Annotated in this window: 30 protein-coding genes and 1 tRNA gene; 11 read left to right on the forward strand and 20 right to left on the reverse strand. The window is 64.6% G+C overall.

The window, feature by feature from the left end; translation table 11 throughout:
• Positions 1-78 precede the first annotated feature (78 nt).
• On the reverse strand, positions 79-804 hold the full coding sequence (locus tag ASG57_RS20330) for an outer membrane protein (protein ID WP_057197462.1): 726 nt from the start codon (positions 802-804) through the stop codon (positions 79-81).
• 224 nt (positions 805-1,028) lie between these two features.
• Positions 1,029-1,349, reverse strand: coding sequence for a helix-turn-helix domain-containing protein (locus tag ASG57_RS20335; RefSeq protein WP_024337216.1), 321 nt, complete (start codon positions 1,347-1,349; stop codon positions 1,029-1,031).
• Positions 1,350-1,533: 184 nt separating this feature from the next.
• Here ASG57_RS20335 and ASG57_RS20340 point away from each other — a divergent pair, with 184 nt between their 5' ends.
• Positions 1,534-1,818 (forward strand): hypothetical protein, encoded by a 285-nt coding sequence (locus ASG57_RS20340; protein WP_024337217.1) that lies wholly within the window; start codon positions 1,534-1,536, stop codon positions 1,816-1,818.
• 165 nt (positions 1,819-1,983) lie between these two features.
• Here the strand turns inward: ASG57_RS20340 and ASG57_RS20345 are convergent, their stop codons facing one another.
• From ASG57_RS20345 to ASG57_RS20365, 5 genes are all read right to left on the reverse strand, one after another.
• Positions 1,984-3,603 (reverse strand): ABC transporter ATP-binding protein, encoded by a 1,620-nt coding sequence (locus ASG57_RS20345; RefSeq protein ID WP_024337218.1) that lies wholly within the window; start codon positions 3,601-3,603, stop codon positions 1,984-1,986.
• Positions 3,603-4,442, reverse strand: a complete 840-nt coding sequence (locus ASG57_RS20350; protein ID WP_024337219.1) for an ABC transporter permease — start codon at positions 4,440-4,442, stop codon at positions 3,603-3,605. The genes ASG57_RS20345 and ASG57_RS20350 overlap by 1 nt, the downstream gene beginning before the upstream one ends.
• Positions 4,439-5,410 (reverse strand): ABC transporter permease, encoded by a 972-nt coding sequence (locus tag ASG57_RS20355; protein ID WP_024337220.1) that lies wholly within the window; start codon positions 5,408-5,410, stop codon positions 4,439-4,441. Before ASG57_RS20355 ends, ASG57_RS20350 begins: the two co-directional genes overlap by 4 nt.
• A gap of 203 nt (positions 5,411-5,613) precedes the next feature.
• Complete coding sequence (locus ASG57_RS20360) at positions 5,614-7,164, reverse strand: ABC transporter substrate-binding protein (RefSeq protein WP_024337221.1); 1,551 nt, start codon at positions 7,162-7,164, stop codon at positions 5,614-5,616.
• Positions 7,165-7,465: 301 nt separating this feature from the next.
• A complete protein-coding gene (locus tag ASG57_RS20365) occupies positions 7,466-7,777 on the reverse strand; it encodes a hypothetical protein (protein WP_024337222.1) in 312 nt (103 codons plus the stop codon).
• A 179-nt stretch (positions 7,778-7,956) separates the two neighbouring features.
• Here ASG57_RS20365 and irr point away from each other — a divergent pair, with 179 nt between their 5' ends.
• On the forward strand, positions 7,957-8,442 hold the full coding sequence (gene irr / locus ASG57_RS20370; RefSeq protein WP_024337223.1) for a Fur family transcriptional regulator Irr: 486 nt from the start codon (positions 7,957-7,959) through the stop codon (positions 8,440-8,442).
• A 37-nt stretch (positions 8,443-8,479) separates the two neighbouring features.
• Here the strand turns inward: irr and ASG57_RS20375 are convergent, their stop codons facing one another.
• Entirely contained in the window at positions 8,480-10,027 is a 1,548-nt protein-coding gene (locus ASG57_RS20375) for a winged helix-turn-helix domain-containing tetratricopeptide repeat protein (RefSeq protein ID WP_057197233.1), read from the reverse strand.
• Positions 10,028-10,160: 133 nt separating this feature from the next.
• Here ASG57_RS20375 and mddA point away from each other — a divergent pair, with 133 nt between their 5' ends.
• Positions 10,161-10,949, forward strand: coding sequence for a methanethiol S-methyltransferase (gene mddA / locus ASG57_RS20380; RefSeq protein ID WP_024337225.1), 789 nt, complete (start codon positions 10,161-10,163; stop codon positions 10,947-10,949).
• 73 nt (positions 10,950-11,022) lie between these two features.
• On the forward strand, positions 11,023-11,445 hold the full coding sequence (locus ASG57_RS20385) for a GFA family protein (RefSeq protein WP_024337226.1): 423 nt from the start codon (positions 11,023-11,025) through the stop codon (positions 11,443-11,445).
• 151 nt (positions 11,446-11,596) lie between these two features.
• On the opposite strand, the gene ASG57_RS20390 is transcribed toward ASG57_RS20385, so the two are convergent.
• Positions 11,597-11,821, reverse strand: a complete 225-nt coding sequence (locus ASG57_RS20390) for a hypothetical protein (protein ID WP_024337227.1) — start codon at positions 11,819-11,821, stop codon at positions 11,597-11,599.
• A gap of 234 nt (positions 11,822-12,055) precedes the next feature.
• On the opposite strand from ASG57_RS20390, the gene ASG57_RS20395 reads away from it, so the two are divergent.
• The gene (locus tag ASG57_RS20395) at positions 12,056-12,346 is read left to right on the forward strand and encodes a hypothetical protein (protein ID WP_024337228.1); all 291 of its coding nucleotides are present in this window, start codon (positions 12,056-12,058) and stop codon (positions 12,344-12,346) included.
• Positions 12,347-12,482: 136 nt separating this feature from the next.
• Here ASG57_RS20395 and ASG57_RS20400 read toward each other — a convergent pair whose 3' ends face one another.
• The 4 genes from ASG57_RS20400 to ASG57_RS20415 form a co-directional block, all read right to left on the reverse strand.
• The gene (locus tag ASG57_RS20400) at positions 12,483-14,420 is read right to left on the reverse strand and encodes a sensor histidine kinase (RefSeq protein WP_024337229.1); all 1,938 of its coding nucleotides are present in this window, start codon (positions 14,418-14,420) and stop codon (positions 12,483-12,485) included.
• Complete coding sequence (locus tag ASG57_RS20405; protein WP_024337230.1) at positions 14,417-15,100, reverse strand: response regulator; 684 nt, start codon at positions 15,098-15,100, stop codon at positions 14,417-14,419. Before ASG57_RS20405 ends, ASG57_RS20400 begins: the two co-directional genes overlap by 4 nt.
• A gap of 168 nt (positions 15,101-15,268) precedes the next feature.
• Positions 15,269-15,502 (reverse strand): hypothetical protein, encoded by a 234-nt coding sequence (locus ASG57_RS20410; protein ID WP_057197464.1) that lies wholly within the window; start codon positions 15,500-15,502, stop codon positions 15,269-15,271.
• Between the two features lie 234 nt (positions 15,503-15,736).
• On the reverse strand, positions 15,737-16,609 hold the full coding sequence (locus ASG57_RS20415; protein ID WP_057197234.1) for an alpha/beta fold hydrolase: 873 nt from the start codon (positions 16,607-16,609) through the stop codon (positions 15,737-15,739).
• A 146-nt stretch (positions 16,610-16,755) separates the two neighbouring features.
• Between ASG57_RS20415 and ASG57_RS20420 the strand changes: the two genes are divergently transcribed.
• Positions 16,756-17,133, forward strand: coding sequence for a VOC family protein (locus ASG57_RS20420; protein ID WP_024337233.1), 378 nt, complete (start codon positions 16,756-16,758; stop codon positions 17,131-17,133).
• A 225-nt stretch (positions 17,134-17,358) separates the two neighbouring features.
• Here the strand turns inward: ASG57_RS20420 and ASG57_RS20425 are convergent.
• Positions 17,359-17,443: transfer RNA gene (locus ASG57_RS20425), tRNA-Leu, on the reverse strand.
• Positions 17,444-17,598: 155 nt separating this feature from the next.
• On the opposite strand from ASG57_RS20425, the gene ASG57_RS20430 reads away from it, so the two are divergent.
• Positions 17,599-18,138: a disulfide bond formation protein B gene (locus tag ASG57_RS20430; protein ID WP_057197236.1), complete on the forward strand. Its 540-nt coding sequence runs from the start codon at positions 17,599-17,601 to the stop codon at positions 18,136-18,138.
• 3 nt (positions 18,139-18,141) lie between these two features.
• Here the strand turns inward: ASG57_RS20430 and ASG57_RS20435 are convergent, their stop codons facing one another.
• Entirely contained in the window at positions 18,142-19,227 is a 1,086-nt protein-coding gene (locus tag ASG57_RS20435; RefSeq protein ID WP_024337249.1) for an AbrB family transcriptional regulator, read from the reverse strand.
• Positions 19,228-19,322: 95 nt separating this feature from the next.
• A complete protein-coding gene (locus ASG57_RS20440) occupies positions 19,323-19,604 on the reverse strand; it encodes a PsiF family protein (protein ID WP_024337250.1) in 282 nt (93 codons plus the stop codon).
• Positions 19,605-19,804: 200 nt separating this feature from the next.
• On the opposite strand from ASG57_RS20440, the gene ASG57_RS20445 reads away from it, so the two are divergent.
• Positions 19,805-20,275 carry a hypothetical protein gene (locus ASG57_RS20445; RefSeq protein ID WP_024337251.1) on the forward strand — a complete coding sequence of 157 codons (471 nt, stop codon included), beginning with the start codon at positions 19,805-19,807 and terminating at the stop codon, positions 20,273-20,275.
• Positions 20,276-20,356: 81 nt separating this feature from the next.
• On the opposite strand, the gene ASG57_RS20450 is transcribed toward ASG57_RS20445, so the two are convergent.
• On the reverse strand, positions 20,357-20,905 hold the full coding sequence (locus tag ASG57_RS20450) for a TetR/AcrR family transcriptional regulator (protein ID WP_057197237.1): 549 nt from the start codon (positions 20,903-20,905) through the stop codon (positions 20,357-20,359).
• Between the two features lie 103 nt (positions 20,906-21,008).
• On the opposite strand from ASG57_RS20450, the gene ASG57_RS20455 reads away from it, so the two are divergent.
• Together ASG57_RS20455 and ASG57_RS20460 are read left to right on the forward strand one after the other, a co-directional pair.
• Positions 21,009-21,458, forward strand: a complete 450-nt coding sequence (locus ASG57_RS20455) for a PaaI family thioesterase (protein ID WP_057197466.1) — start codon at positions 21,009-21,011, stop codon at positions 21,456-21,458.
• 112 nt (positions 21,459-21,570) lie between these two features.
• Positions 21,571-22,227, forward strand: a complete 657-nt coding sequence (locus ASG57_RS20460) for a DsbA family protein (protein ID WP_024337254.1) — start codon at positions 21,571-21,573, stop codon at positions 22,225-22,227.
• 79 nt (positions 22,228-22,306) lie between these two features.
• Here the strand turns inward: ASG57_RS20460 and ASG57_RS20465 are convergent, their stop codons facing one another.
• The 3 genes from ASG57_RS20465 to ASG57_RS20475 form a co-directional block, all read right to left on the reverse strand.
• Positions 22,307-22,513 carry a hypothetical protein gene (locus ASG57_RS20465; RefSeq protein WP_024337255.1) on the reverse strand — a complete coding sequence of 69 codons (207 nt, stop codon included), beginning with the start codon at positions 22,511-22,513 and terminating at the stop codon, positions 22,307-22,309.
• A gap of 81 nt (positions 22,514-22,594) precedes the next feature.
• Entirely contained in the window at positions 22,595-23,665 is a 1,071-nt protein-coding gene (locus ASG57_RS20470) for a carboxylesterase family protein (protein WP_057197239.1), read from the reverse strand.
• Between the two features lie 24 nt (positions 23,666-23,689).
• Positions 23,690-24,661 carry a S1C family serine protease gene (locus tag ASG57_RS20475; RefSeq protein ID WP_057197468.1) on the reverse strand — a complete coding sequence of 324 codons (972 nt, stop codon included), beginning with the start codon at positions 24,659-24,661 and terminating at the stop codon, positions 23,690-23,692.
• A gap of 289 nt (positions 24,662-24,950) precedes the next feature.
• Here ASG57_RS20475 and ASG57_RS20480 point away from each other — a divergent pair, with 289 nt between their 5' ends.
• Entirely contained in the window at positions 24,951-26,369 is a 1,419-nt protein-coding gene (locus tag ASG57_RS20480; RefSeq protein ID WP_024337258.1) for a M20 family metallopeptidase, read from the forward strand.
• Positions 26,370-26,645 lie beyond the last annotated feature (276 nt).

Genomic DNA, 26,645 nt, shown 5'->3' on the forward strand with positions numbered 1-26,645 from the left:
CCTTGTGTTCCGCATGGCGAAAAAAGAAGGGCCGGCAACGGCGCCGGCCCTTCATCGCGGTAAGATCTTGGTAACCGATCAGTAGCGCGCGACCGCCGGGCTTGCCCAATTGAAGCGGTAGTTGACGCCCGCCTTGAAGGTATGGTCGTCGGTGGTGAAGCTGCCGGTGCCCGCGAGCGGACCGCCGGTGAAGCTCGCGTCGCCGAAATTGTAGTACTGGTACTCGGCCTTGGCCGACCAGTTCTGGGCGAACATGTATTCGAGGCCGGCGCCGACGGTATAGCCGTTGCGGTGATCGCCCGTGATGACGAAGGCGGTGGGCACGCCGCCGACGGTCACCTTCTCGTTGTTGTCCGAATAGGCGTAGCCGCCCTTCACGTAGAGCAGGCCCGGACCCCATGTGTAGCCGACGCGGCCGGTGATCGAGCCGAGGCCGCGCTGGTCGTTGGTATAGGCGACGCCGCCGGGGAACACTGCGCCGACGCTGCCGGACAGCCAGGAATACTGGCCTTCGAGGCCGACCACGAAGTACGGGTTGAGCTGCCAGTCCGCGCCCACCTGCACGCCGCCGAGGAAGCGGCCGTTGCCGTTGTTTCCAGTGGAGAGGCCGTTGAAATTGTTGTCGCTGGAGAACGCGCCGCCGAGATGCGCACCGATGTAGAAACCCGTCCAATTGTAGATCGGCGCAGCGTAGGCCGGCGCGGGCGTCTTGTAGTAGTTGCGGTTGCCGAGATCGGCGCCGACGGCAGGCGCAGCCGCGCCCACCGCGAGCAGCGCTACGGTCGCAAACAGAATCTTCTTCATGGTCTTGAACTCCAACACGTCAGGTCCCGGCAGGCGCGCTTTCCGCGCCGTCACTGGTTTTGCAGATAGCTCGCTTTTGACGAAAATGCTGTCACATGCGTGGCACAGCGGCACCCAACCTAACTTATTGGGCTGTAAATGAGTTTCGTGCTTAACGTCACCCTAAGAAGCGGTGAAGGAAGGCTTAACCTCGCGCACCTCAGGTAACTTGTGCGCGACTCTTGTTAACCAAGCCGCCGCCGCGCCTCATCGCGCATCTGCTCGCGGAACGCGGCGCGCTTCGCCGGCCGGTCTTCCTCGCGCACGTCATGACGATCGAAGACGTCGAACTTCTCCAGGATCGGATAGCGCTCGCTCGCCATCGCGAGGACGCGCAATATCTTTGTCGCCTCGGGTGTTGGGCCGCTGACCTCCCAGCGTCGGATCGTGTCGGCGCCGCCTCTCTCAGGCAATCCGCAAAGCTTGGCCATGTCGGCCGCAGTGAGCTTTCGCTCCAGGGCGTCGGAGAGATCGTTGCGAAGCTGCTTCAGTTCGGCGCCGGTCATGTTGCTTACGTCCAGGAGGTCACTGAACGCAATCCACTAGCGCTGATTCGGGTCCATCCGAAGGCGGCCGGCTATCCATGGGCACCTTCGTCCGGACACGGAGTTATGAATGGAGGCCTATGGAAATTTCCCCGTACCTAAACAGTTGTGATTGACGGATGCCAGCCGGGCGAAAGGATCAACAATGAAAGCCATCAACCTCGCCATTGCGGCGCTCGTTACGTCCGGGCTGCTTGTCGCGCCGTTCGCGGCTGAAGCGAAGAAGGCCCGGCCGAGCCGGACTTACACCACTGGCGTGGGGGCGCCGACCTATAGCGGTGCCGGAGCGCCGGTCGCGCAGCCGAGGTCGTCCTACGGGTCGTCCGGACAGACGGTCGGCACAGTCACGGCGCCCTCGATCGGATCATACAATTGGCCATCGGTCGGCGTGACCAACTCGGTCCCCACATGGAGCAACACCACGCGATAGTCCGGTGTCCTCCGTTCAGACGCCTCGGACGGTCTATTGACCGATCATGCAGCGCCATCCGGCCGGTCGTTCGGCCTCGCGCGCTGGGCTGCAAAGCTGCTCACCACCTCATGTCCGTAGCAGGCGTAACGCGGATGTGTTTGCTCCTTAGATGGCGAGCCGGGCTCAGGCGGCGGACGCTTGCTTCCGACCCGGTACCGCCGCAAGCAGCTCGCGCGTGTAGGCGTGCTCGGGCGCGGCGAACAACTGCGCGGTCGGCTTCAGCTCGACGATGGCGCCGCGTTGCATCACCGCGATGCGGTCGCAGATCTGGGCTGCGACGCGCAGATCGTGGGTGATGAACAGCATCGAGAGGCCGAGGCGCGCCTTGAGATCTTCGAGCAGCTTCAATACCTGCGCCTGCACTGACACGTCGAGCGCGGAGACGGCTTCGTCGGCCACGATGACCTCGGGTTCGAGTGCGAGTGCGCGCGCAATGCCGATTCGCTGGCGCTGGCCGCCGGAGAATTCATGCGGGTAGCGCTCGAGCGCACCGGCGTCCAAGCCGACCATCCTGAGGAGATCGCGGGCGCGCTCGAACGCGACCTTCGGATCCGTTCCGGCCGCGATCGGGCCGGCGGCGATGATGTGGCCTATCTTGCGGCGCGGATTGAGCGAGGCGAACGGGTCCTGGAAGATCATCTGGATGCGATGGCGCTCGGCCCGGAGCGCCTTGCCGGAGAGAGAGGTGAGATCGGTGTCGCCGATCCGCACCGTGCCGCGGTCGGCCTCGATAAGCCGCATCACGAGGCGCGCCACCGACGACTTGCCGGAGCCGGATTCGCCGACCAGGCCGAGCGTCTCGCCCTTGAGAATGTTGAAATTGACAGCGCGCGCGGCATCGACGCGGCGGTCTTCCCGAAACCAGCCGCCCGAGGTGACATAGGTCTTGTCTAGCCCGATCACTTCAACGGCCTTGGCCATTTCGTCCAGGGGGCTGCGAACGGGCGGATCTATCGACGGGACGGCGGCGAGCAGCGCCTTGGTGTAGTCATGCTGCGGCTCCTCGAAGACGGCAGAGGCGGGACCTTCCTCGACGACCTTGCCGTGGCGGAGCACCACGACCTGGTCGGCGATGTCGGCGACCACGCCGAAATCGTGTGTGATGAACATCACCGCCATGTTGCGATTGCGCTGGAGATTTCGAATCAGCTTGAGAATCTGAGCCTGTGTGGTGACGTCGAGCGCGGTGGTCGGCTCGTCCGCGACCAGCACCGCGGGCTCCAGCGCGAGCGCCATCGCGATCATGGCGCGCTGGCGCTGGCCGCCCGAGAGCTGGTGCGGATAGGCGCGCACGATTCTCTCAGGATCGGGCAGGCCGACCTCGCGCGCCAGCGACAGGGCCTTGGCTCGCCTTTCCCTGGGTGTCAGCAGGCCATGCGCCTCGAACATCTCCGCCATCTGGTCGCCGATGCGCATCAACGGATTGAGCGCAGTCATCGGCTCCTGGAAAATCATCGCCAGGCGGCGGCCGCGCAGGTCGCGCCAGCCGTCATCGTCGAGCTTGAGCAGGTCGCGGCCTTCAAAATGGATCTCGCCGGAGGTGACCGACACCGTGTCCGGCAACAGGCCCATCAGCGCATGCGCGCACATCGACTTGCCGGATCCGGACTCGCCGACCACACAGACGATCTTGCCTGGCCGGAGATCCAGCGAGACACCGTCGACGGCGAAGGGGCGCTCGGCGCCTTTGGGCAGCGCGATCCGCAGGTTCTTGATGGAGACGGCGGGTGGGGCGGTCGTCATCAGCGGCCCTCCCGGGACAGGCGGGGATTCAGCGCATCGTTGAGGCCTTCACCGATCAGATTGAGCCCGAGCACCGAGATCAGGATGGCGACGCCGGGAAACACCGTGATCCACCAGGCCTGACGGATCACGGTGCGGCCGGCGCCGACCATGTAACCCCAGGAAATCAAGTTGGGATCGCCGAGGCCGAGGAACGACAGGGAGGATTCCAGGAGGATCGCGGTCGCCACCATCAGCGAAGCCAGCACGATCACGGGCGACAACGCGTTCGGCAGGATTTCGCGGAGGATGATCCAGCTGTTGCTCTGGCCGGTCACCACAGCGGCCTGGACATATTCGCGGGTGCGCAGCGACAGCACCTCGCCCCTGACGAGCCGGGCGACCGGCGGCCAGCTCACCAGGGCGATCGAGGCAACGATCGAGTAGATCGAGGGCTGCAGGATCGCGACGAGCACGATCGCGAGCGCGAAGCTCGGAATGGTCTGGAAGAATTCGGTGAAGCGCATCAAGGCGTCATCGACCTTGCCGCCGAAATAGCCGGCCATGGCGCCGATCGGCACGCCGACGACCAGTGCGACCAGCGTCGAGACGAGCCCGACCAGCAGCGATACCCGTGCGCCGAAGATCATGCCCGCGAACACGTCACGGCCGAGCGCGTCGGTGCCGAGCGGCACCGTCGAGAGCGTGAACGGCGGCAGGAAGGGCCGCTGCACCATGCGCCAGGGCGAGTTCGGGAACAACATCGGCCCGAACACCGCGACCGAGATCGCCAACAGCAGGATGACGAGCCCGATGACGCCACTCGGACTCTTCAGTATCGATTTCCAGAACTGTTTCATGAGGCGAATTCGATGCGTGGATCGACCAGTCGATAGACCAGGTCGGTGATGAGGTTGAAGATCAGGACCATGGCGGAGCAGATCACGAAGACTCCGAGCAGCAGGTTGTAGTCGCGCTGCAGCAGGGCGTCGTACATCAGCCGCCCGATGCCCGGCCAGGCGAATACGGTCTCGGTGATAACCGCGCCTCCGATCAGCGTGCCGGAATGCACGCCGGCGAGCGTCACGACGGGAAGCAGCGCGTTCCGCAGCACGTGGCGGCGCTGGATCACGGAGTCGGCGAGACCCTTGGCACGCGCCGTCTTGACGAAGTCGAGGCGTTTCACCTCCAGCATCGAGGCGCGCGTCATGCGGGTGTAGGTCGCCATGAAGAACAGGCCCAGCGTCATGCCCGGCATGACCAGGTGTCTTGCGACGTCGACCACATGGGCAAGACCCGTATAATTCCCGCCGACCGTGTCGTAGCCGAAGCTCGGCAGCCAATCGAACGTGACCGAGAACAACAGGATGCCCATCAGCGCCACCCAGAAGATCGGCATGGCGTAGAAGATCAGGGCGAACACGGTGATGGCCGTGTCGAGGAAGGTCCCGGCAAAGCGTGCGGCGAAAGTGCCGAACAGGATGCCGAGCATGAGCGAAATCGCGAATGCGGTCAGCGTCAGCAGCAGCGTCGCGGGCAGCCGTTCGCCGATCAGCTTTGCAACCGGTGCCTGCTGGCGGAAGGAGAAGCCGAGGTCCAGGGACACGACGCCCTTGACGTAGATGAAGAGCTGCTCGGGCAGCGGCTTGTCGAGGCCGAACTTCTCCCTGAGCTGTTTGACGAAGACCTGATCGCTGGCGCCGGCCTCGCCCGCCATCACGACCGCGGGATCGCCGGGCGCCAGCCGGATCAGGAAAAAATTGAGAACGACGATCGCGAGCAGGACGATCACGCCCTTGACGACACGCTGAGCAACGAAGGTAAGCATTTAGGTTCGCAAGCTAGTCGGTTGAGGCGGCCGTGCCGCACGCCATACCTCTCCCCAACGGGGAGAGGTCGCGCCGAAGGCGCGGTTGAGGGGGATCAGGTTCCACGAGAGAGCGTAAACTCTCGCCCGTATCGCATCTGGCGATGAGAACGGCCGCCGATAGCGGCCGACGCCTCTCCTTGCGGGAGAGGTGGGCACCGCCCTCACTTGTCGAGCCATGCGTCCTTGAAGCCGTCATTGACTCCAATTCCCGTGGTGATCAGGTTCTTGACCTTGCACCGCGTAATCGTGGGGAATTGCAGCTCGAGCATCCAGGCCACCGGCACGTCCTCGACCAGGATCTTCTGCGCCTTCTCGTAGATCTCCTTGCGCTTCGAATCCGGGGTGGCGACGGCGCCCTCGGCGAACAGCTTGTCGATCTCCGGGTTGGAGTAGCCCTCGACATTATTGAAGACCTGGCCCTTGGCGATGTTGCTGGAAATGTAGTTGCGGCCAACGCCGAGCGCGGGATCGCCGTACTGGTAGAGATAGGTGAAGGCGATGTCGTAATCCCAGTCGCCGATCTTCTGGTTGCCGCCCGCAACGTCGGTGGCGATCGTCTCGATGTTCATGCCGACGTCCTGGAGGTTCTGCTTCACCGCTTCACCCCAGCGCTGCCAGGTTTCGCCATAGGCGAGCGGCATGAGGCGGATCTTCTCGCCCTTGTAGCCGGCTTCCTTCAGCAGCGCCTTGGCCTTGGCTGGATCGTAGGGATACTTCTTCACGTCGTCGGTGTAGTACTTGATGGTCGAGGCGGACGGGCCGGTCGCGACCTTGCCGAGCCCGTTCCAGATCACGTCCTTGGCGAAGTCGCGGTCGATCGCGTACATGATCGCCTGGCGGACCCGCTTGTCCGCGAGCGGACCCTGGCGGTTGTTCAGCCACAGCCAGGCCAACGGCGAGAAGAATTCCCAGCCGGCCCCGGTGACGCAGGTGTCCTTCAGCTTGGACAGCCGCGGCACGTCGAAATTCTCGACCGACCCGCCGGGCAGCACGTCCACCTTGCCCGTTTCGAACGCCACCGAGCGCGCCGCGGCGTCGGGAATGATCTGCCAATAGATCTCGTCGAGATAGGGTTTGCCCTTCTCGTGGTAGTTCGGGTTCTTGACGAGGCGTATGAACGAGCCCTTCTGCCACTCCTTGAACATGAACGGACCGGTGCCGACGGGCGCATTGTTGTATGCGTTGGTCTTGAAGTCGGTGCCCTCATAGAGATGCTTGGGCACGATCGGCATCGAGCCGACCTCGAAGATGCCGAGGAAGGGGCCGAACGGCTGCTTCAGCGTGAACACGACGGTGTAGTCATCAGGCGCCTCGACCCTGTCGACCTGCGCGAGGTTGGTGCGGGCCCGCGCATGCGTCTGCTTCAGCATCTCCATCGAAAACAATACGTCGGCGGCGGTGAAGGGCTTGCCGTCATGCCAGGTCACGCCCTTCTTGAGCTTGAAGGTGTAGGTCTTGGCGTCCTCGCTGACGCTCCAGCTTTCCGCGAGCTCCGGCTGCGGCTCGAGCTTGGGACTGTAGCGCAGCAGCCCCTCGAAAATGTTGCCCGACACCATCTGGGTCGGACCGTTCTGGATCATCGCAAGCATCAGGCCAGGCGGTTCGGGCTGGATCACGGCATTGATGACGCCCCCCGCTTTGGGCTCCTGCGCCAGTGTCGGGGCCGTGAGGCCGCAAGCCAGGAGAAGACCAAGCAACACTCTTTTCGGCATGTCGTATCTTTCTCAAGCGAGGCCAACCTCGAACGCTCCCGCAGGCGTTCTCGCGCGCGAAAGCTACGGCCGGCCCATCCCAGTCCCCATCCGGGATTGAGGCTCCCACAGTCTCGTTCGGCGCCGCAAGATGAAAGTCTCGACAGCATCAGCACAAAAAATGTACAGCGCGTCCTGTTTACCCGTGCGCACTCGGCCACGTCGGATCGGCCCATTTCGAGCGATCGGACAGGTTCAGTCGCGTTGAGAGCAAGGCGAGGCGGTGCACAAGCCTGCGCCTGCGACCAAAAGCATCAGGTCGCTAATTGGTGCCGAGCGCCCGCCGCAGCTCATCGAGCGCCTCGGCCAGCTGCTCGCGGTGCGCGATGTCGTCCTTGGGTATGCCAGCGACGCTGCCTGCGAGGTCACGCAGGATGCCGGCGAGCAGGCCGAAATTGATGTGGAGATGCACCGATTTGCGTTCGTCCGTCGCGCCCGGATGCTGAAGCACCACTGTGACGCCGCTGCCGTCGAGCCGTGCCTCGAAGCGGGACGAATGCTCGAAGGTGCCGACATAGAACTTGTCAGGGTATTCGAGCGCGATCTCTGCCTTGTCGGGAATCGGCTTGGACATGTGAGCCTCATTGATATCGGACCCTTCTGGCCGGGAATGGGACGGATCGCCTTGCGCTAGGTCAGAGACGGCTCCCCTCCCGATTTGATCCGGATCAAAGCCCAGCCACTGCTTTTGCGATCGAGTGGCAACTGGTGCGCGCTGCTGCGCGCGCCCTTCCTTGAGCCGCGAGACGATCGATGGACATTCAGGCCACGACTATCCCAGCCGATGACGATCACGGACCTGATATCGCTGGCCTCGATGTGACGGCAAAGGCGGGCCTGCAACACTGCCTGCAATTGCTGGGCAATGCCGGTCTGCGCCCGACGCGCCAGCGCCTGGCGCTCGGCCAGTTGCTGTTCCTGGGCGGCCATCGCCACGTCACGGCCGAGAGTCTCTACGAGGAGGCGATGGCGGCGAATACGTACCTGTCGCTCGCCACTGTCTATAACACGCTGAACCAGTTTACCGAAGCCGGCCTGCTCCGCCGCATCGCGGCCGACGGTCTCAAGTCGTTCTTCGACACCGACACGTCCGTCCATCCGCACTTCTATCTCGAAGGCGAGGATGTGCTGGTCGACGTTGCCGACGGCCTCGCCTTCACCAAGCTGCCCGAGGCGCTTCCCGGCCACGAGATCGCGCGGCTCGACGTTATTGTCCATTTGCGCCGGAAGCGTACATAGCGCCGGTCCTCCGGGGGAGGTAAGAGCACTGCGGCGCTCACCGCAATCCGGCCCGGCGAAATCCCTCCAGATAGTGCTCGCGATCCGCGTCGTTGGCCCACGGCAGCTGTGTAGAGATCCAGTGCAGCGAGATACCGGGCTGAGTACGGCGGAGCTCGCCCAGTGCCATCTCCGCAAGCGCTCCGTCACTCGTCATTCCCGCGCAGACAGCGAGCACGCGGTAGGCGCCGGTGAGATCGCCGCGGTGGCGGATCGCCTCGCGGGCCAGCGCGATGGCCTCCTCATAGCGACGTTCGGTGAAACGCGCATAGGCGGCGATGCCGTGATAGACCGCCAAGGACGGATCGCGCGGCGACAGCCGGATCGCCCGTTGCGCGGCCTCGAACGAATCCTTCGGTCGTCCAGCATAGCACAGCGCCAGCGCGTAGTAGCCCTCCGCCAGCGAGAAGTTCGGATTGAGCGCCAGCGCCTGCTCGAACTCCGACAGCGCATCCGCAAGCCTGCGGGTCGAGAAGCAGACGCTGCCGAGCGCGGCATGCGCCCAGGAATCCTCATGATCGCAGCGCAGCGCCGCGAGCGCGGCAGCTTCCGCGGCCGGGGCGACCACGGCCAGCTCAACCCAGCCGAGATGCACGCCGAACATGTCGTTAACGGCGAGCAGCGACAGCGCCTGGCCATAGTTCGGATCGATCGTCAGCGCGCGCTCGAGCAGTGCCCGTGCGGCGTCGTGATCTTGCCGGGTCACGCGCCAGTAATGCGACAACGCGCGCATCAAGAGGTCCCAGGCGTCCAAACTCAAAGGCGGCTTGCGACGGCTCCGAACATTCTCCGCCGCGTGGATCTGCGGCTCGATGGCCGCGGCGATCGCATTGGTGATCTCGTCCTGCACGGCGAATACATCGACGAGCTCGCGGTCGTAGCGCTCGGCCCAGAGATGGCGTCCCGATACGGCGTCGTTGAGTTGCGCTGTGATGCGCACCCGATTGTCCGCCTTGCGTACGCTGCCTTCGACGACGTAGCGGACGCCGAGTTCCTCGGCGATCTGCCTGATGTCGACCGCGCGCCCCTTGTAGGTGAAGGACGAGTTCCGGGCGATCACCATGAACCAGCGCTGTTTCGACAGCGCGGTGAGGATGTCCTCGCTGATCCCGTCACCGAAATAGTCCTGCGCGGGATCGCCGCTCAGGTTCTCGAAGGCGAGTACCGCGACGGCCGGGCGGTCGACCACGCGCGGGGGCGTTCCCTCGGCTTCCGCCTGCGCACAGGATGCCGCCGCTTCTTCCCGGACCTCGCCGACGAACCGGAATCCCTTGCGCGCAATGGTCTTGATCAGCCGCTGGGTCGAGCCGTCGTCGCCCAGCGCCTTTCGCGCTGCGTTGATCCGGCTGTTCAGCGCTGAATCCGAGACGATGCGGTCGCTCCAGATCCGACCGATTAGGTCATCCTTGCTGACGACGCGGTCGCGCTCCGTGACGAGGTAGAGCAACAGATCGAACACCTGCGGCTGCAGCGGCACGGCTGCTCCATCGCGGGTGAGCTCCCGCAGATCGCCGTCAAGAACGTTGTTTTCAAAGTGAAATCGCACGTTTCAGTCGTCTCAAGCAAAAATCAAAGTCGCCTCAGGCGAAAATAAACCGTCTGCGAAAGTCTGGGGACGGACGATCGGGCATGGTGCGAAGACCAAATCGTGTCGATGTCTCGGCACAACGGAGCGTTTCATGACCCAAATTGATCACCAGGTTCATTCCATCGGCCCGGATGTTGCGGGCTCTCGCATTTTCAAGTTCCTCGCCTTTCTGTACGGAATTGCGGCCTATCTCGTGTTTTTCGTCACCATTCTCTACGCCATCGGCTTCGTCATGGGGGTGATGGTGCCCAAGACGATCGACAGCGGAGCCGAAGCGCCTGTCGTTCGCGCGGTCATCGTCAACCTGCTGCTGATGTCGCTGTTCGCGGTTCAACATAGCCTGATGGCGCGCCAGCAGTTCAAGGCTTGGTGGACGCAGTTCGTCCCCAAGCCGGTCGAGCGAAGCACGTACGTGCTGTTCGCGAGCCTGTCACTGCTCCTCCTGTTCTGGCAGTGGCGCCCGCTGCCGTCCGTCGTATGGAACGTCGAAGATCCGGATCTTGCCGTGACACTGGTCACGCTGTCCCTCGGCGGCTGGGTGCTGGTGTTCACCTCGACCTTCATGATCAACCACTTTGAACTGTTCGGCTTGCATCAGGTGACCAACCAACTCGTCGGCAAGGAGACGGCACCGCCGCGTTTCAAGACGCCGCTGCTCTACAAGTTCGTCCGCCATCCGATCTATCTCGGCTTTATCGTTGCGTTCTGGGCGGCGCCGACCATGACCGCGGGGCATCTGCTGTTCGCGGCCGTGACCACGCTCTACATTTTCGTCGGCATCGCGCTGGAGGAGAATGATCTCGTCGCTCTCTTCGGTGACGAGTACCGGCAGTACAGGCAGCGGGTCTCCATGCTTATTCCGTGGCGCCGGTCAGTATAGCCTCGCCTCGTTCTGCGCGTCCGCCGAAAGGAGGACGCGCGACAACTTTCGTTCGAGAGACGGAGACGGCCCGATGAAACATGTCGGAAACTGCTTCTGCGGCGCGGTCACGGTCGAAGTCGCGGGCGCGCCGGAGGCGATGGGCTATTGCCACTGCCGTTCCTGCCGCTCCTGGTCGGGCGGCCCGGTCAACGCCTTCAGCCTCTGGAAGCCGGAGGCGGTGCGCATCACCGAGGGTGCTCAGAATGTCGAGACCTTCGTCAAGACGCCGCTCAGCCAACGCAAATATTGCAGGAAGTGCGGCGGCCATCTCATGACCAACCATCCGCCGCTCGGTCTGGTCGACGTCTTCGCCGCAACCATCCCGACGCTCGCATTCACGCCCGGCGTCCACGTCAACTATTCCGAGACCGTGCTGCCGATGCACGACGGCCTGCCGAAGCTGAAGGATTTCCCAGCCGAATTCGGCGGCAGCGGCGAGATGGTGCAGGAATAGCGGCGGAGCATGAGGTGGCCCTCACCGCCGATCCAACAAGCAGTCTGCGGGGCCCATCCCGTAGCCCAGGCCGAAGCTCGGGCCTGGGCTTGCTCTCGCGAGGGCGGCGGGGCGCCGCCCTCGCCGCCTTCTCCAACGGTGTGATGAAGGACTAGCCTCCGCGCGCTTCAACGACCTTGCGGCAGGAATCCGAGAGCTTCGACTTGTTCTCGCGGAGGCAGGCGTTCATCTGCGGCGGCTTGCCGATGTGCTCGGCGCAGAATTTGCTGGCGTCACCGCGGCAGGCCATTTGCTCCTGGGCCGATGGACCGGATTGCGCAGCAGCGGGCAGGGCGGTGGCAGTGAGCAGCAGCGCGGCAAGAACCGAAATCTTCATGAAGCACCTCTTTGGAATCGTCGTTGGTCCCGACCGGGATCAATCGGGCCGGACCATCTCGCGAAGCTCCGGCGCGGGTCCATGCCATGTTCATGGCGTCGGCTCGGCCTCCCGGCCGCGGCACCCCCATCTTCATGGCATGTATCCTCGCGCCGTCTTTTGCCATTCAGGCTATACCTCGGCTGCGAGACCCGGTGATTGCACCGGGACGCCGAACGGGAGCAGGAGAGCTGAATGTCGAAGAGAGCTGGAGCGCTGAGCGCCGGGCTGACGATCATGGCCCTGGCGGGCGCGGCGATGGTCTCGCTGGGCACGAGCCCGGCGCAGGCGGTGGTTTATTGCAAGACCGTTGGGGTGCCCAAGGGCTGCGTGGTGCGGCCGACTGCGGCGGTGGTGGTCGCGCCGGGAGCTCCGGTTGCGCGGGCTGCGGTCGCGACCCCCGGCGTCGGTGCGCCCGGCGTCGGCGTGCGCGCAGGTACGCCGATGAATCGCGGCGGCCCGGTCAATCGCGTCGGCCGGCGCTGATATCTTCATTCGATCGATTTGATTGCATTGTTTCGGGCCAACGGGACCTGCGGCCGAACACCCCTGTCCTCCGCAGGCAAATCACCCGGCCCGTCCCCTCTCTCCGTGCGCCCCACACGTTCGGGGAGGGGGCTTTTCAGCCCGCAGCCATGTCGCTGTCGGGAAAGCGCTGCGGCAATTGCAGTTGCACGCGCGTGCCTGAGGCATCCGAGCTCAGATCGAGCATTGCGCCGCAGCGCGCCGCGCGGCTTCTCATGTTGCGCAGGCCGCGCGCGGTCTGGCCGGTGCCCGCGGCCGTGCTATTGCCGGCCAGCGCGAAGCCGCGGCCGTCGTCCGCCACGCTGATCACGCCATAAGGTCTGTCGCTGCCGTCACGTGTCTCGATGGTGACCGCGACGTGGCGGGCCTGCGCGTGCTTGACCGCGTTGGTCACAGCCTCGTCGAGGATACGGATGATCTGGATGACATGCCACGGCCTGAGTTCGGGATGCAGCGGCAGGCCCTGCGGCGTCGCCACGCGCCAGTCTAGCGCGATGTCGTGCGGTCGCAACTGGGCTGTCGCGCGCTCGCGCCAGGAGCCGAGCGCGAGCATCAGGTCGCCGCCAATGTCGTCCATGGAATCGATGACGAGGCGCAGGTCCTTCAGTGCCGCGCGGGCGGCGTCCGCGATGGTCGCGCCCTCATTGCCGCGCTCGGACAGCGCGACGATGCTCACCAGCTGGCCGCCGAGGCCGTCGTGCAGGTCTCGCATCAGACGGGTGCGCTCGTTGGCGAGCGCCGCAGCGCGGGCGCGCTCCTCCTCGCGGGCAAAGCTCGCCTTCAGCCGCTCCTCGGCTTCGCGCACGCGTGTCACGAGCTGGCCGGCAAAGCTGTCGACCTGGTTCAACGCGCGGGCAAAGCGCCAGGTCAGCCCCGCGCCGATCGCGACCAGCATCGCCGAATAGGACAAACGCGAGACGAAGATGCGATCGTTGGTCGCGATCTCAAGCACCGTGAGTATGTCCTGGATCCAGCAGACCAGCACGATGGTCACGGCGCAGCCGATCGTGAAGCTCGCAGCATCCTGCCGCCGCACCACCGCGGTTGCCGTGATGCAGGCCATCAGGAACAGGCAGAGCCCGACCGTGGGAATCCCGAGCACCAGGAAGAGAATGCGCGGCAGCGGCGGGCCCCCCAGCAGCCCGACCGCGAACACCAGGATGCCGGGCACGAACAGCAGCGTGCCGTAGCGCGGCCAGCGCCAGCCGAAGAACAGCACGGCGAACATGACGATCAGCGCACTCTCGATCGGTGCCGACGCCAGCAGCACCGCGGCCAGCCGGGAGACGGTGACGGGCGGCACCGGCGGCGGCGCGAACGCCTGCACCACGCCAAGCACCATCGCTGCAGCCAGCACGCCATAGACCGGCTCGTGGCGCCGCATCAGCCACATGATCGCGAGGATGACGGCCAGGATCGCCTGCCAGGCGGAGAATACCACCGGGAGCGTGACGAACAGCAGCGTGCGGGTCTCGAAGGCCGGGCGCAAAGCGGCGTCCGGGCCGACATAGACAGTGTCGAGAAAGCCCTTCAGCGGTCCCCACACGAACAGCCGCACCGTGATCTCGTTTGCGCCTTCGTGCAGCAGCGAAGCCGGGATCGCTGCGATCTGCGGCGTGTTGCGGTCGGGCCGGTTGGCGTTGGCGTCGCGCCGGGAGTCGAGCACGACGACGCCGTTGACGGCGACCTCCACCGCGTTGCTGAAGCGCGGCAGGTACACCGACCAGCCCGCAGCCGCATCGGCGCTTCGGTAGGTAAAGGTGCTGGCGTAGAATGGCGGGTCCGCCACGGAATAGCGCGAGGATGTGAAATGCGGCAGCGTCACGGGGCGGATCAAGCCGTCCTCCCTCAGCGAGAATCCGCTGAGCGCAGAATCCTCGGGGTCGCTCGGCTGCAGCAGGCGCAAGCCCATAACGGTGGCGACCACGATCAGCGCCTGGAACAGCAGATAGGGCACGAGTCGCGAGGCCAAAAGCCGGCGCCGTGCGGACTTGGCCGGTGCCTTCATGGGTGCCTTGGCGGCGAGCTCGCTCACAGCTTGATCAGGCCCTGCTGCACCGCCTCGAACACCGCTTCGCTGCGCGTGTGCACCTCGAGCTTGCGATAGATGTTCTTGATGTGGCCGGGCACGGTCTGCTTGGACAGGCCGAGATGGCTCGCGATCTCGGCATAGCTGAAGCCCTTCGCGATGCCCCACAGGATGTCGATCTCGCGCGGGGTCAGCCTCGCCGTGTTGAGCGCAGGTCCGGGCGGTTGCTCTGCCGAGTTCTGTGCGGCGCCCTGTGTTCTCCGCACGATGAACCGGGCGATCGAAGCCGAGATCGGCGAATGTCCCGCGACCAGGTCGCGCACGGTAGTGGCGATGTCGGTAGGAAAGGCATCCTTGAGCAGATAGCCGGTGGCGCCGACCGTGATCGCGGAAATCACGCTCTCCTCGTCGCCCAGCGCGGAGATCACCATGATCTCGCTGTCGGGAAAGCGCTGCCTCATCTCGCGGATCAGTTCGATGCCGTGGCCGTCGGGCAGCCGCAGGTCGGTCAGCAGCACGCGCGGTGCGCCGCCGCCCAAGGCCTGCCGCGCCTCCGCGAGCGTGCCGGCGCTCCGCACCTCGTAACCGGCCTTGACCAGCGCATCCTGGAGCCGCCAGCAGGTCGGCGCATCGTCCTCGACGAGGAGGATGGTGATGGCCTCACCCGTCTCGCCCTGTTCGGTCATGATCATCGTCCCGCGACCCGCGTGTCCCCCGCGGCGCGAGGCAAGTCTATCCGCAGCGTGGATGCGGTGACACCCATAATCATGGGGGCGGGGATGACATGGGACTGCCATGTCCCGGGCTGATGTTGCGGGGAGACTCGACGGGTGGTCGAGCCGCCGCCGATTCTGCTAGGGAAGATCGACACGTGGCGGCGGATATCGCCGGGCAAGCATCGACAATGACAGCTGTCGTTCGTCCGCCGGCAGCTCCAGATAGGCGAGCACGAGGGGCCGCTTCCAGTCGCCGACGCCAAAATCCATCGCCATCCATTTCTGCGGCTCAGGGCCCTCGAGGCCGCGGACCCAGACGAAATAGCGCGGCAGGTCGTCGGCGTCCGTATCTGTCGTGCGTCTCCTGGCCATCGAAGCTGTCCGCTGCATCACCGATCATTGCCCACGATATAGGGAAGATCTTGGCGAAGTCGAACGCCCCGGGGTGACTGGGGGAGCTCGCCTCGGTGCCGGCGCCGGGCGCACTCGCCGTCACTGTTAGAGCCCGCTCTTCGCCATGCGGCTTTGGAGAAGGACGAGGAAATTCACTCCGATGTGGGTTGGAAGCGGACAGGCAGCTTTGGGGACAAAGGCAGATAGCTGTCGCTACCAGTCAGGTTGAATCCGCTCGAGGAACGACCTCATCAACGAGACAACTTCATCGAGGTTGGTTTCCAGCAGCCAATGCCCCCCGTCCAGGAGATGCAATTCGGCATCAGGCAGGTCGCGCAAATAGGCGCGGCCGGACTCTTCGGGCATGTAATGATCTTGCGGCCCCCACAGGATCAATGTGGGCGGCTTGTGCTGTTGGAGATAACGGCGATGCTCGGGAAACCATTGACGGTTCGCCTTGAGGTCAAACAGAAGGTCTGAGATCGCGTCTTTCCTCCGTTCGGTCACCAACGACCAGTGCAATTGCCAAAGATCCGGCGGGATGAGTCCCGCCAATTCTGCACGCACATCATTCAGGAATTCGTCGCGAAAGTTTCCTTCGGTAACAGCCTCCCTCATCGCCGCACGCAACTCTTGATCGGGCAGCGACCAGGATTTCTCGATGTCCGCGTATTTCGGACCAAGCGCATCTTCGTAAGGTATGTCACCGTTCTGGATGATCTGGGCCACCACCCTCTCAGGCCGCATGATCGCCAGCCTGGCCCCGATCGGTGAGCCGAAATCATGAAGGTAGATCACGAATCGCTCGAGCTTCAGCTGCGTCACGAACTGGTCCAGCCACGCCGCATAGCCGTCGAAGCTGTAATCGAGGTCATCAGGTGTCCCGCTATAACCGAACCCGGGATAGTCGGGAGCAATCAGCCGCAATTTATCCGCCAGCCGCGGCATCAGATTGCGGAATTCATGGGATGAACAGGGATAGCCGTGCGGCAGCAGAACGACCGGCGAGCGTTCCGGTCCGGCTTCCCGGTAGAAGGTGTCCACTGGTCCGACCTGAACCCTGCAATGTCTGACGCGTGTATCCATGCATTGCTTCCTTCGCAGATAAAGCGACTTCCGCGGCGAGGTTCCGGGCGATCTGCATCGCCCGGAAGCGGCAAGGCGAAGGGAGGCCCTGACGGAACAACGACTGGAGACCTACTGTTACGAAGCAGCATCGAACGGAGGTCCTTATGATCCACCATGTCTCAGTAGGGACGAACGATGTTCAGCGCGCCAAGCGCTTCTACGATGCCGTATTGCCCATCGTTGGCATCATGCCGATGGCGGAGGATCAGGGTGGGCTGGGCTATGGGAGCGGCACGTTTCACTTCAGCGTGCAGGTTCCGATCGATGGACGACCCGCGACCGTGGGCAACGGCACTCATATCGCCTTTGCCGTCGAGAACCGCTCGATGGTCGATCGCTTTTACGCAACAGCATTGAAGCACGGTGGCAGCGACGATGGCGCTCCCGGGCTGCGGCCGAATTACGACCCGAACTATTATGGGGCGTTTGTCCGAGATCCGGATGGTCACAAGATCGAGGCAGTGACCTACTCGGCAAAATAGTCGCGAGGGGAAGCATTCATGCCGACCATCCCGTGCGCATGCGGGCGACTTCTGGTCAGGAGAAGCAAAGCCTTGGGCGGCATGCGTCGTGAGACTGTAACGGCGTGTCTCGCTATTTGAGTTTTGCGCAGACAGTCCGGCTGCGCCAAGAGGCTTCGCCGGAGGGACATGCTTTGCCGGTCGGTTTGGCATGGCCGCGCCACGCGAAATCCGAAGGGCGAAGCGTGGTGCCCCTGGCCGGAATCGAACCAGCACTCCTTGCGGAACTCGATTTTGAGTCGAGCGCGTCTACCAGTTCCGCCACAGGGGCCCTCGGTCGGCCCATGAGGGAGCGTCGCGAAGCGGGCGGACTATAGCCATGGACCAAGCGGGGTCAACCCGCGCCAAAGTGATGCCGGACGTTCTCGACAGCCGCGGGGACCGGGGCTAGAGGCTGGGAGCGCGAGAGATGCGAGAGAGGCTGCCGTGACGACCCAGAGTGCCGCAATACCTGCATTCAAGCCGGCCAGCGCCGGTCCCGCGCTGACCGCCTCGCTGCTTGTCACGCTGATCGCCGCAGCCGCGCTCGCAGGTGCCTGGTTCTTCCAGCTCGTCTTGGAGATACTGCCCTGCCCACTCTGCCTGGAGCAGCGCTATGCCTATTACCTCGCGATTCCGCTCGGTGCGCTCACGGTGCTGGCGGCGAGGAGCGGCGCGCCGCGACCGCTGCTGCTGGGGGGGCTCGCGATTTTGGCCCTGGCGACGCTCGCCAATGCAGGGCTGGGCGCCTATCATTCCGGCGTCGAATGGGGGTTCTGGAAGGGGCCGACCGACTGCTCCGGTCCCGTCGTCAATCTCGGCAGCGCGGCTGATCTGCTCTCGAAGCTCGACACCGTGAAGGTGGTGCGCTGCGACGAGGTGCAGTGGCGCTTCCTGGGTCTCTCGCTCGCCGGCTACAACGTGCTGATCTCGCTGCTGATGGCTGCGATCGCCGCCTGGGGATTTGTGCGCACGGCGAAGCGGTAGGACTCAATCGTCCACGTCGTCCTGCGTGCGTCCGAACAGATGCACGATGCCCGGCGTTGCGATCGTCACGAACACGAAGCGCGACAGGTGATGGGCGCCGACGAAAATCGGGTCGATGTGCAGCGTCAGCGCCAAAGCCAGCATCGCATCCATCGCGCCAGGCGCGAAGGCGACGACGACGTCGGAGAGCTTCACCTGCGTGGTCAACGCCACGATGCCGACGAAGATGGCGGAGACGACGATGGCCACGGCGAACGAGCCCAGTGCCGCGCCGAGGTGGCCGGCGAGCGTCTTGACCCGCATTCGCGCGAAACGGCTGCCGATCAGGGCGCCGATCCCGATCAGCGCCACGCCGCGCACCCAGTCCGGCAGGCCGCCCTCGACCCATCCGGCACCATGCAGCACGCTGGAGGCGATCATCGCGCCGAACATCCAGCTCGCCGGAAATTTGATCAGCCGCAAGACGAGCGCTGCGGCCAGCGACGCGGCGGCCAGTTCGAGCAGGTCGAGCGGCGACGCGATGGTCGTCGTCAGCAATGGTGAGGCAGAGGGCGCGACGTCCGCAATCGCCAGCACCATCGGCAGCGCGGCGGTCAGGATGATGACGCGCATGGTCTGCACCACCGCGATGCCCGGCAGGTCGGCGCCGCGCTCGACCGCCAGGATGGTGATCTGCGACAGCGCGCCGGGGCTGCCGGCCAGGAAAGCCGAGGTGCGGTCCCAGCCATGGATGCGCTGGAGGTAATAGCTCGAGCCGAACGTCGAGCAGAAAGTGGCGAGCGCAAGCAGCCCGATGGTGAGGGGATAGGCGCCGACCTGCTGCAGCAGATGGCGCGAGACGACCGAGCCCAGCGAGATGCCGAGCAGCACCAGCACGGTCTGGGTCAGGATCGGCGGCAGCGTCAGCTGGCGGCCGGCGATTGCAGCCATCCCGACCGCGATCATCGAACCCGAGATCAGGCCGCCCGGAAGGTTGGCGGCGAGAAACACCAGGCCGCCGGCGGTGCCGATGACGAGCGTCTCCAGCGTGCTCAGGATCACGGCACGGCTCGGCCATCCGAACGTCAGCGAGGCGGTGATTTGCTTCACGCCACCTTATCGCCTATCGGCGGGAGGCGCACAATTGCAGGCTCGTCATGCCGCAATGCGCGAGCCTCTCACAGGTGCTCGCGAAGGATCCGGTCTTACTTCTTGTCTGCCGCAGGAGCGGCTGGAGCGACAGTGCGGGCCTTCGCCTCCTTCTTGCACTCGCGGCGGAATTTCTTGCGCTCCTTGCCCTTCAGTCCCTTGGTGTCCGCCTGCTTGGAGCATTCGAGCGACTCGGCCGAGCGCTCCATCGCCGTCTTCTTCTCGGTGGTGACAGCGGCATCGGTTTTGGCAGCGGGCGCGGCCGTCTGCGCAGACGCGGCGCCGGTGATCAGCAAGGAGGCGAGAGCGATGACGGCGAGGCGAAAGGAAAAGATCATGTGGTGCACTCTTTTCGCGAGAATGCGAGGGGCGGGGAACGTCGGCTTGGGTTGCTGAACGCGGCATGAATGGTTGAGTAGCGGGAGTCACTATATTTTGCCGACGCAGCTCATCGCATCCTTGTCGAAAGCGGACGACACGCTAGGATAGAAATGTTCGTTTTACTTCCGTCGGGGAAGATCAAGCAGGAGACCCAGGTATGACCATTCAGACGAAATTGTTGTGCGCGATTGCAGCGTCGGGTGTCGCGACATTGCTGGCCGGCGCGCCAGCGCAGGCGCTGACCGCGCAGGAGTGCAGCGCGAAATACCAGGCCGCCAAGAAGGACGGCTCGCTCGGGACCATGAAGTGGAATGATTTCCGCAAGGCCCAGTGCGGGGCAGACGCAACGTCTGCCGCGGCTACTCCGGCTGCTCCTGCGGAGCCGAAGCAGGCAAAGAAGGATGGGGAGCCTGCCGCCGCGCCGACGCTGCCGGCTGGCCCTGCGATCTATCCGAACGCGGTCGATCCGAAATATGCCAAGGAGACCCCCGGCAAGGCGCGTCTGCACACCTGCGTCGACCAGTACAATGCCAACAAGGCCAACAACGGCAATGGCGGCTTGAAGTGGATCCAGAAGGGCGGCGGCTATTACAGCGAATGCACCAAGAAGCTGAAGGGCGCGGCCTGAGCTCCTATCTGACACATGATGGCCGGAGCCACGCTCCGGCCATTTCGTTTGATTTTTGCTGCACGGTTTTCCAGATCGTGCTCAGTCGAGCAGCTTCTCGGCCGATCTCGCCACCAGCTGCGACCGCCTGCGCGGACCGTGCTCGACGAACAATAGGCTCTGGCCGAAGATGAAGCAGTAGAACAGGAAGGCCTGCGCCTCGGCCTGCTCGGCTGCAAGGCCGGTTGCGCAATAGAGCTCGGCCACGTGCTTGAGCCGAGCTGCGTCCACGCTCGCCACCGCGGCCGCAGCGTTCTCGTCCGAGCGAGCCCATTGCCGGATCGCAAGCTCGATTGCCATCCCTTCCGGATTGAGCCGCTCGGAGTAAAGCTGGATGATCGCGCTTAGCCGCTCGCGGGGCGCTTGCCCGTCGAGACTTGTCTGCTGCGCGATTGCGGCGACGCGCCCCTCGCGCCAGACCTCCAGCATGGCGTTGAGCAGCGCGGCGCGGTCGGCGAAGCGTCGGTAGAAGCCGCCCTTGGTGACGCCGAGGTTCTTGGCGAGCACCTCGACCCGCACGCCTTCAACTCCTGAACGGGCGAGCTCGGCAAATCCGGCCTCGACCCAGACATCACCCTTGCCGTCCCTCATGAGGAAGCCTCGCCGATCTTGATACGGTGCCGTATTGCTAGCGCGACAAGGCGTTGATACGCTACCGTATCAACGAAAAGCTGGAGGGATTGCGATGGAGGAGATGGCCGCGTTCGAGCCGAAAAACCCTGAGTGCCTCACCGCCGCGACGGCGATGTTTGCCGCCCAACCGGCGATGCGCACGCTGGGCCTGTCGATCGTGGATCTGTCGCCGGGTCGGGTCGAACTGGCGATGCCCTATGCAACCGCCTTCACCCAGCAGAACGGCTTTGTCCATGCCGGCATCATCACCGCAGGCCTGGACAATGCCTGCGGCGTCGCCGCCTTTACCTTGATGCCGCGCGAGGCCGACATCCTCACCGTCGAGTTCAAGACGACGCTGCTCGCGCCGGCCCGGGGCGAGCGCTTCGTCTTCAGGGCCGAAGTCATCAAGCCCGGCCGCACGCTGACCTTCTGCGAAGCCAAGGCCTTTGCCCAGCATGACGGCAAAACCAAGCTGATTGCGGCCATGACCGGGACCCTGATGGCGATCATGCCTCGCCCGGCAGCTTAGTTGAGCCGGGTCCGATTCGCGTGGCAATCGCGTCCGCGGCATTCTATATGACCGGTAACAATTCCTGGTCCCCAATCGTACTTGCGACAGGGGAACCGACGCGGGACGAGATATGGCTGGATCTGGGAAAGAGCGCCTCATGCCGACGCGGCGCGCCGCCTTGACGCTGATCGGAGCAGGCAGCTTGGCGGCGGGCGGCATCACGTTGGCGCGCGCCGCGAGCGACGATGAGGTGCTGACCGAAGCCAAGGTGTTGCGCGATCCGGACACGCCCGTCGCCGGCAATCCCAACGGAAACGTCACCATTGTCGAATGGTCCGATTACAATTGTCCCTATTGCCGCAAGCTCGAGCCCGAACTGCGTCAGGTCGTCCAGGACGATGGCAAGGTGCGGCTCGTGATGAAGGATTGGCCGATCCTCGGGCCGGTCTCGGTCACGGCCGCGCGGACCGCGCTCGCGGCGAAATTCCAGGACAAGTACCATCAGGCCCACGACGCCATGATGGGCGTCAGCTCGCGCCTGACCGAGGCGCGCATCAACGAGCTGCTGGCGGCTGCCGGTGTCGACATGGACCGGTTGAAGCGGGATCTTGCCGGTCACGCCAAGGACATCGACGCCATCCTCAAGCGCAACAACGAGCAGGCCGAAGCCTTCGGCTTCCGCGGCACCCCGTCGTTCATCGTCGGCAAGTATCGCGTGCCCGGTGTGCTCACCATGGCCCAGTTCGAGCAGGTCATCGCCGACGCGCGCAAGGCCAAGATGAACTGACGCGCAAGGCGTCCGGGTGTGCAAAAAAGACGCCGCCGCGGAACTCGCGACGGCGCCTTCTTCAGGTGATCGGTCGGTATTATTTCGACGAGATCCGGACCCAGTCCTTGTGCGCGCGGTCACGCAGCGCGTCAAAGTCGGCCTTCGCAACATCCCAGTTCACGATGGTGCGATTGGTGGTCGCCACCTCGCCGTTGGCGACCGACGACGTCTGCATGGAGTCATAGACGTAGACGCCGCCCGCAAGCAGCAGCGCGCCCAAAATCATTCCGAAAAAAGTCTGCATGGCGAACCTCCGGTGACCGGCAACAACGTCGGCCCGGAGTGATGGTTCCGCGGCAGTACGGCGCAGGTAAGGACGGATCGTTCACGTCCTATTCAGCCAGGCCATCAGCTCCGCGTTGATCTCGCGCGGATAGGTGTGGCTGAGATCACCGATCTCGCGATAGGTGACATCCGCGCCCGCGGCGGAGAGCGTCGCCTGCGTCTGGCGTGCGGTCTGCACCGGAAACATCCAGTCGAGCTTGCCGTGAGTGATGAAGACCGGCAGGCCTTGCAGGCGCGTTGCGTCCGCCATCTCCGCCAGCAGCGGATGGAAGGTCGCCGCAACCGGCGCGAGGTGAGTGAAGGGCGAAGCGCTTTCGAGCCCGCTCACGTAACAGAAAGTGCCGCCATCGCTCATGCCGGTGAGCAGCATGCGCGTGGGATCGATGCTCCAGCGTCCACGTACCGTCTCGAGGACGCGCATGAGGTTCGGCGTGTCGGTGTCGTCGCCCATCAGCGCCCAGGTCGGGCCGGTCGCTGTCGGCGCCACGAGGATCGCGCCAAGGCTGCGCGCGTCGCGCAGCCAGCTCCACAGAAAGCCGCGCCCGTTGCCGCTGCCGCCATGCAGCGCCATCACCAGCGGCATGGCGCGATCGGGCACGTAATATTCGGGGACATAGACCGAGAAGCCGCCGCGGCTGCCGGGCTCATTGTGATCGTGGAAGATGCCGGTGTGCTCGCCCGCGCCGACTTCCAGGCGCGACAGCACATCATGGTTCTCCCGATTGGCGTCGTTCAGAAAGAAGCTGCTCACCGGCGGAAACTGCACCGCCAGCGGATAGAGCGCCTCCTGCGCGCGCGGGACATGGCGAAGCGCGCGAAAGACGGCGACGAGATCGCCATTGCCACGCTCGACCTCGCGAATTCCGGCAAAGGCGGCGAGCGTCTCGTTGCAGGCGGCGTCGAGCCGCTCGCGGATGCCGGCGAATTGCTCCGGCCAGTCGCCGATCGCCGCACGGGCCGCTCGCAGCGCCTCGTCCGGTGTGCCGATTGCGTTCATCACGGAGGCGAAAGCCGGCGGGTGCAAATGCCGCTGGAGGAAGCCGAGCGCTTCCAGCGCATTGAGCAGCGGCGGCAGCACGGCCACGATGTCGTCCACCACGGCCTCGGTCATCGCCCGCTTCCTCAAGCCTCGTGATCAGTGCAGCTTCGGCGCCTTCAGGAGCTTGAAGCGGTCGGTCGAGGTCACCGCGACGTCGAAGGTGACGCCCTCGTGGTGAACGGTCAGCGGCACGTCGACGCCGGCGGGGCCGAGCGCCCACATCTTCCTGTAGAAGGCGCTCTGGCTCGTGACTTTCTCGCCGTCCACGGCGAGGATGACATCGCCGGTCTTGAGCTCGGCGCGGGCGGCCGGGCCGTTGGCGGAGATCCCGATCACCACCACGCGGTTGTCGATCTCGGTCGAGAAGAGCCCGAGCCAGGGCCGCGCCGGCTTGTTGACGCGGCCGAATTTGCGCAAGTCCTCCAGGATGGGCTTCAACAGATCGATCGGCACGATCATGTTCACGTGCTCGGCCTTGCCGTCGCGTTCGCGCTCCAGCTGGAGGGAGCCGATGCCGATCAACTCGCCGCGCTCGTTGAGCAACGCGGTGCCGCCCCAGTTCGGATGCGCGGGATAGGTGAAGATGGCTTCATCCAGCAGATATTCCCAATAACCGGCGAATTCCTGCTTGGCCACGATCTGGCTGGCGACCGAGCGTGTGCGGCCGCCGGCGCCGCCGACCACGACGCGGTCGCCGATCCGGGTTTCGGCCGAGTTGCCGAGCGGCAAGGGGTCGACGTCGAGCCGGCCGAGCGCCTGCACCAGCCCGAAACCGGTCTCGGAATCGAAGCCGAGCACATGGCCTTCCACCACGCGTCCGTCGGCGCGGTGCAGCCAGACCGACTCTGCCTCAGTGATGAGATAACCGATCGTGAGCACCAGCCCGTCGTCGATCACGACGCCGTTGCCGGCGCGCTCGGTGCCCAGCGTTTCGGCGCTGAAGGCGTCCGGCGGGATGATGGCGTGCAGGCCGACGACGGATGCGAGCGCGCGGTCGAGATCGAAACCATAGTCGCTCGCGCGCGGCTGGTTCGCCGGCGGCACTCTCCATTCTGTCAGAGCGGGCATGGAGTCCTCCTGGCTGAGAGCATCGCTCCGGAAGGGCTGGTGGAACGAGGCACGAAGCAAGCATAATTTAGGCCGGGCGATCCCGTCTTGAAAGCCTCGTTCCAAACTATTCGTGAGAACGCCGGGTGAAATCTTTGAAATGTGCGCAACCGGTTCGTGCGCTCGGCGAGCAGGCCGCGCCTATCCGACATGGCCCGCATGGCTGGTGTCCGGGGAGGTGCTAGGCGCCGTGCAGTGAAGCTGCTAACGCTTGCCGCTTCGTTTGGCCGAGACATCGCGGACGACAAGCATGGACAACCGCAGCGACATCTGGCGTGGCATCGATACGATCAAGGGGCGTTTCATCGATCTCAGCGACAGGGTCTGGGGCATGCCCGAGGTCTGCTACACCGAGGCGCGGTCCGCCGCCGAGCATCTTGCCGAGCTGCGCCATCAGGGCTTCCGGATCACCGAGAACGTCGCCGGCATTCCAACTGCGCTGATGGGGGAGTGGGGCGAGGGCGGTCCGGTCATCGCCTTCATGGGTGAATACGACGCGCTGCCGGGCCTCAGCCAGGAGGCGGGTGTCGCCGAGCATCGCCCGGTCGAGACCGGCGGTCACGGTCACGGCTGCGGTCACAATCTGCTCGGTTCCGCCGCGCTGCTCGCTGCAACCGCGGTGAAGGACTGGCTGGCCGAGAACAAGGTGCCCGGCCGCGTGCGCTATTACGGCTGCCCCGCGGAAGAAGGCGGCGCGGCAAAAGCCTTCATGGTGCGCTCCGGCGCGTTCGAGGGCGCGGACATCGCCATCACCTGGCATCCGCACAGCTTCTGGGAGGTCGCGGTCACGCCGTCGCTCGCCAATACGCGCGCCGACTTCATCTTTACCGGCCGCACGTCGCATGCCGCGGCCTCACCGCATCTCGGCCGCTCGGCGCTCGATGCGGTCGAGCTGATGAATGTCGGCGTGAACTACATGCGCGAGCACATGCCGAGCGACGCGCGCGTGCACTATGCACTGCTCGACACCGGCGGCATCGCGCCGAACGTGGTGCAGGCCCATGCGCGCGTGCGATATTCGATCCGCGCCCGCGATCTTCCCGGCATGAACGAACTGGTCGAGCGCGTGTCCAAGATCGCGCAGGGCGCGGCGCTGATGACAGAGACCAAGGTCGAGATGAAGATCATCTCCGCGGTCTCCAATATCCTGCCGAACGCGCCGCTGGAACGGGCGCTGCACCAGGTGATGGAAGAGCTCGGACCGCCGCATTTTGACGACGCGGACAAGAGGTTTGCTGGCCAGATCCGCGCAACGCTGAGCGACAAGGATATCGACTCTGTCTATTACGCGATCGGCATGGAGCCGACGGACCGCCCGCTGGCCGACTTTCTGGTGCCGCTCGATGCCAAGCGCAACCCGCTGGTCGGCTCGACCGATGTCGGCGACGTGAGCTGGGTGGTGCCGACGGTGCAGGTGCATGCACCGACCGTTGCCATCGGGACGCCCTTCCACACCTGGCAGGTGGTGGCGCAGGGCAAGAGTCCGCATGCCCACAAGGCGATGGTGCAGGCGGCGAAGGCTATGGCGGGTCTCGGCATCAGGGCACTGACGGAACCGGAGCTGATCAAGGCGGCCAAGGCAGATCTTCAGAAGCGGACGGCCAAGACGCCTTACGTCTGTCCGTTGCCGGATCACGTCGCCCCGCCGCTCGACATGTCCAAGATCTAGATCCAAGATCTGGATCCAGACCCCCAGAATTCCGAGTTCATGTTCGCCTGATCGGGCGAACAAATTTTCCGCACTGCAGCGCGCGATCCGGGACGTTTTGATGCCGGATTGCCGAACGGATGGGCTGCGGAATGCAAGTTTTGCCCAACAGACAGCCAGAAGACCGTTTGCACACACACGGTCCCAGTTGACGTGCGCCCCATTCGGTGTGCCATCTACTGCCAGCCAAATGGGCTGCCGTGCTTCTCGGCGGCTGTCATCACTATGGGAACCAGA

This window comes from Bradyrhizobium sp. Leaf396 (assembly GCF_001424605.1).
Classification (GTDB): domain Bacteria; phylum Pseudomonadota; class Alphaproteobacteria; order Rhizobiales; family Xanthobacteraceae; genus Bradyrhizobium; species Bradyrhizobium japonicum_C.

What these genes read in the sequence shown, in the direction of transcription:
- ASG57_RS20405 (WP_024337230.1), bottom strand. Translation starts at nt 15,100, where the DNA reads ATGACCGAACAGGGCGAGACGGGTGAGGCCATCACCATCCTCCTCGTC.
- ASG57_RS20420 (WP_024337233.1), top strand. Translation starts at nt 16,756, where the DNA reads ATGATCCACCATGTCTCAGTAGGGACGAACGATGTTCAGCGCGCCAAG.
- ASG57_RS20470 (WP_057197239.1), bottom strand. Translation starts at nt 23,665, where the DNA reads ATGACCGAGGCCGTGGTGGACGACATCGTGGCCGTGCTGCCGCCGCTG.
- ASG57_RS20395 (WP_024337228.1), top strand. Translation starts at nt 12,056, where the DNA reads ATGTCGAAGAGAGCTGGAGCGCTGAGCGCCGGGCTGACGATCATGGCC.
- ASG57_RS20460 (WP_024337254.1), top strand. Translation starts at nt 21,571, where the DNA reads ATGGCTGGATCTGGGAAAGAGCGCCTCATGCCGACGCGGCGCGCCGCC.
- ASG57_RS20345 (WP_024337218.1), bottom strand. Translation starts at nt 3,603, where the DNA reads ATGACGACCGCCCCACCCGCCGTCTCCATCAAGAACCTGCGGATCGCG.
- ASG57_RS20355 (WP_024337220.1), bottom strand. Translation starts at nt 5,410, where the DNA reads ATGCTTACCTTCGTTGCTCAGCGTGTCGTCAAGGGCGTGATCGTCCTG.
- ASG57_RS20410 (WP_057197464.1), bottom strand. Translation starts at nt 15,502, where the DNA reads ATGGCCAGGAGACGCACGACAGATACGGACGCCGACGACCTGCCGCGC.
- ASG57_RS20450 (WP_057197237.1), bottom strand. Translation starts at nt 20,905, where the DNA reads ATGAGGGACGGCAAGGGTGATGTCTGGGTCGAGGCCGGATTTGCCGAG.
- ASG57_RS20365 (WP_024337222.1), bottom strand. Translation starts at nt 7,777, where the DNA reads ATGTCCAAGCCGATTCCCGACAAGGCAGAGATCGCGCTCGAATACCCT.
- ASG57_RS20360 (WP_024337221.1), bottom strand. Translation starts at nt 7,164, where the DNA reads ATGCCGAAAAGAGTGTTGCTTGGTCTTCTCCTGGCTTGCGGCCTCACG.
- ASG57_RS20480 (WP_024337258.1), top strand. Translation starts at nt 24,951, where the DNA reads ATGGACAACCGCAGCGACATCTGGCGTGGCATCGATACGATCAAGGGG.
- ASG57_RS20330 (WP_057197462.1), bottom strand. Translation starts at nt 804, where the DNA reads ATGAAGAAGATTCTGTTTGCGACCGTAGCGCTGCTCGCGGTGGGCGCG.
- ASG57_RS20455 (WP_057197466.1), top strand. Translation starts at nt 21,009, where the DNA reads ATGGCCGCGTTCGAGCCGAAAAACCCTGAGTGCCTCACCGCCGCGACG.
- ASG57_RS20475 (WP_057197468.1), bottom strand. Translation starts at nt 24,661, where the DNA reads ATGCCCGCTCTGACAGAATGGAGAGTGCCGCCGGCGAACCAGCCGCGC.
- ASG57_RS20440 (WP_024337250.1), bottom strand. Translation starts at nt 19,604, where the DNA reads ATGATCTTTTCCTTTCGCCTCGCCGTCATCGCTCTCGCCTCCTTGCTG.
- irr (WP_024337223.1), top strand. Translation starts at nt 7,957, where the DNA reads ATGGACATTCAGGCCACGACTATCCCAGCCGATGACGATCACGGACCT.
- ASG57_RS20415 (WP_057197234.1), bottom strand. Translation starts at nt 16,609, where the DNA reads ATGGATACACGCGTCAGACATTGCAGGGTTCAGGTCGGACCAGTGGAC.
- ASG57_RS20390 (WP_024337227.1), bottom strand. Translation starts at nt 11,821, where the DNA reads ATGAAGATTTCGGTTCTTGCCGCGCTGCTGCTCACTGCCACCGCCCTG.
- ASG57_RS20465 (WP_024337255.1), bottom strand. Translation starts at nt 22,513, where the DNA reads ATGCAGACTTTTTTCGGAATGATTTTGGGCGCGCTGCTGCTTGCGGGC.
- ASG57_RS20350 (WP_024337219.1), bottom strand. Translation starts at nt 4,442, where the DNA reads ATGAAACAGTTCTGGAAATCGATACTGAAGAGTCCGAGTGGCGTCATC.
- ASG57_RS20385 (WP_024337226.1), top strand. Translation starts at nt 11,023, where the DNA reads ATGAAACATGTCGGAAACTGCTTCTGCGGCGCGGTCACGGTCGAAGTC.
- ASG57_RS20335 (WP_024337216.1), bottom strand. Translation starts at nt 1,349, where the DNA reads ATGACCGGCGCCGAACTGAAGCAGCTTCGCAACGATCTCTCCGACGCC.
- mddA (WP_024337225.1), top strand. Translation starts at nt 10,161, where the DNA reads ATGACCCAAATTGATCACCAGGTTCATTCCATCGGCCCGGATGTTGCG.
- ASG57_RS20445 (WP_024337251.1), top strand. Translation starts at nt 19,805, where the DNA reads ATGACCATTCAGACGAAATTGTTGTGCGCGATTGCAGCGTCGGGTGTC.
- ASG57_RS20340 (WP_024337217.1), top strand. Translation starts at nt 1,534, where the DNA reads ATGAAAGCCATCAACCTCGCCATTGCGGCGCTCGTTACGTCCGGGCTG.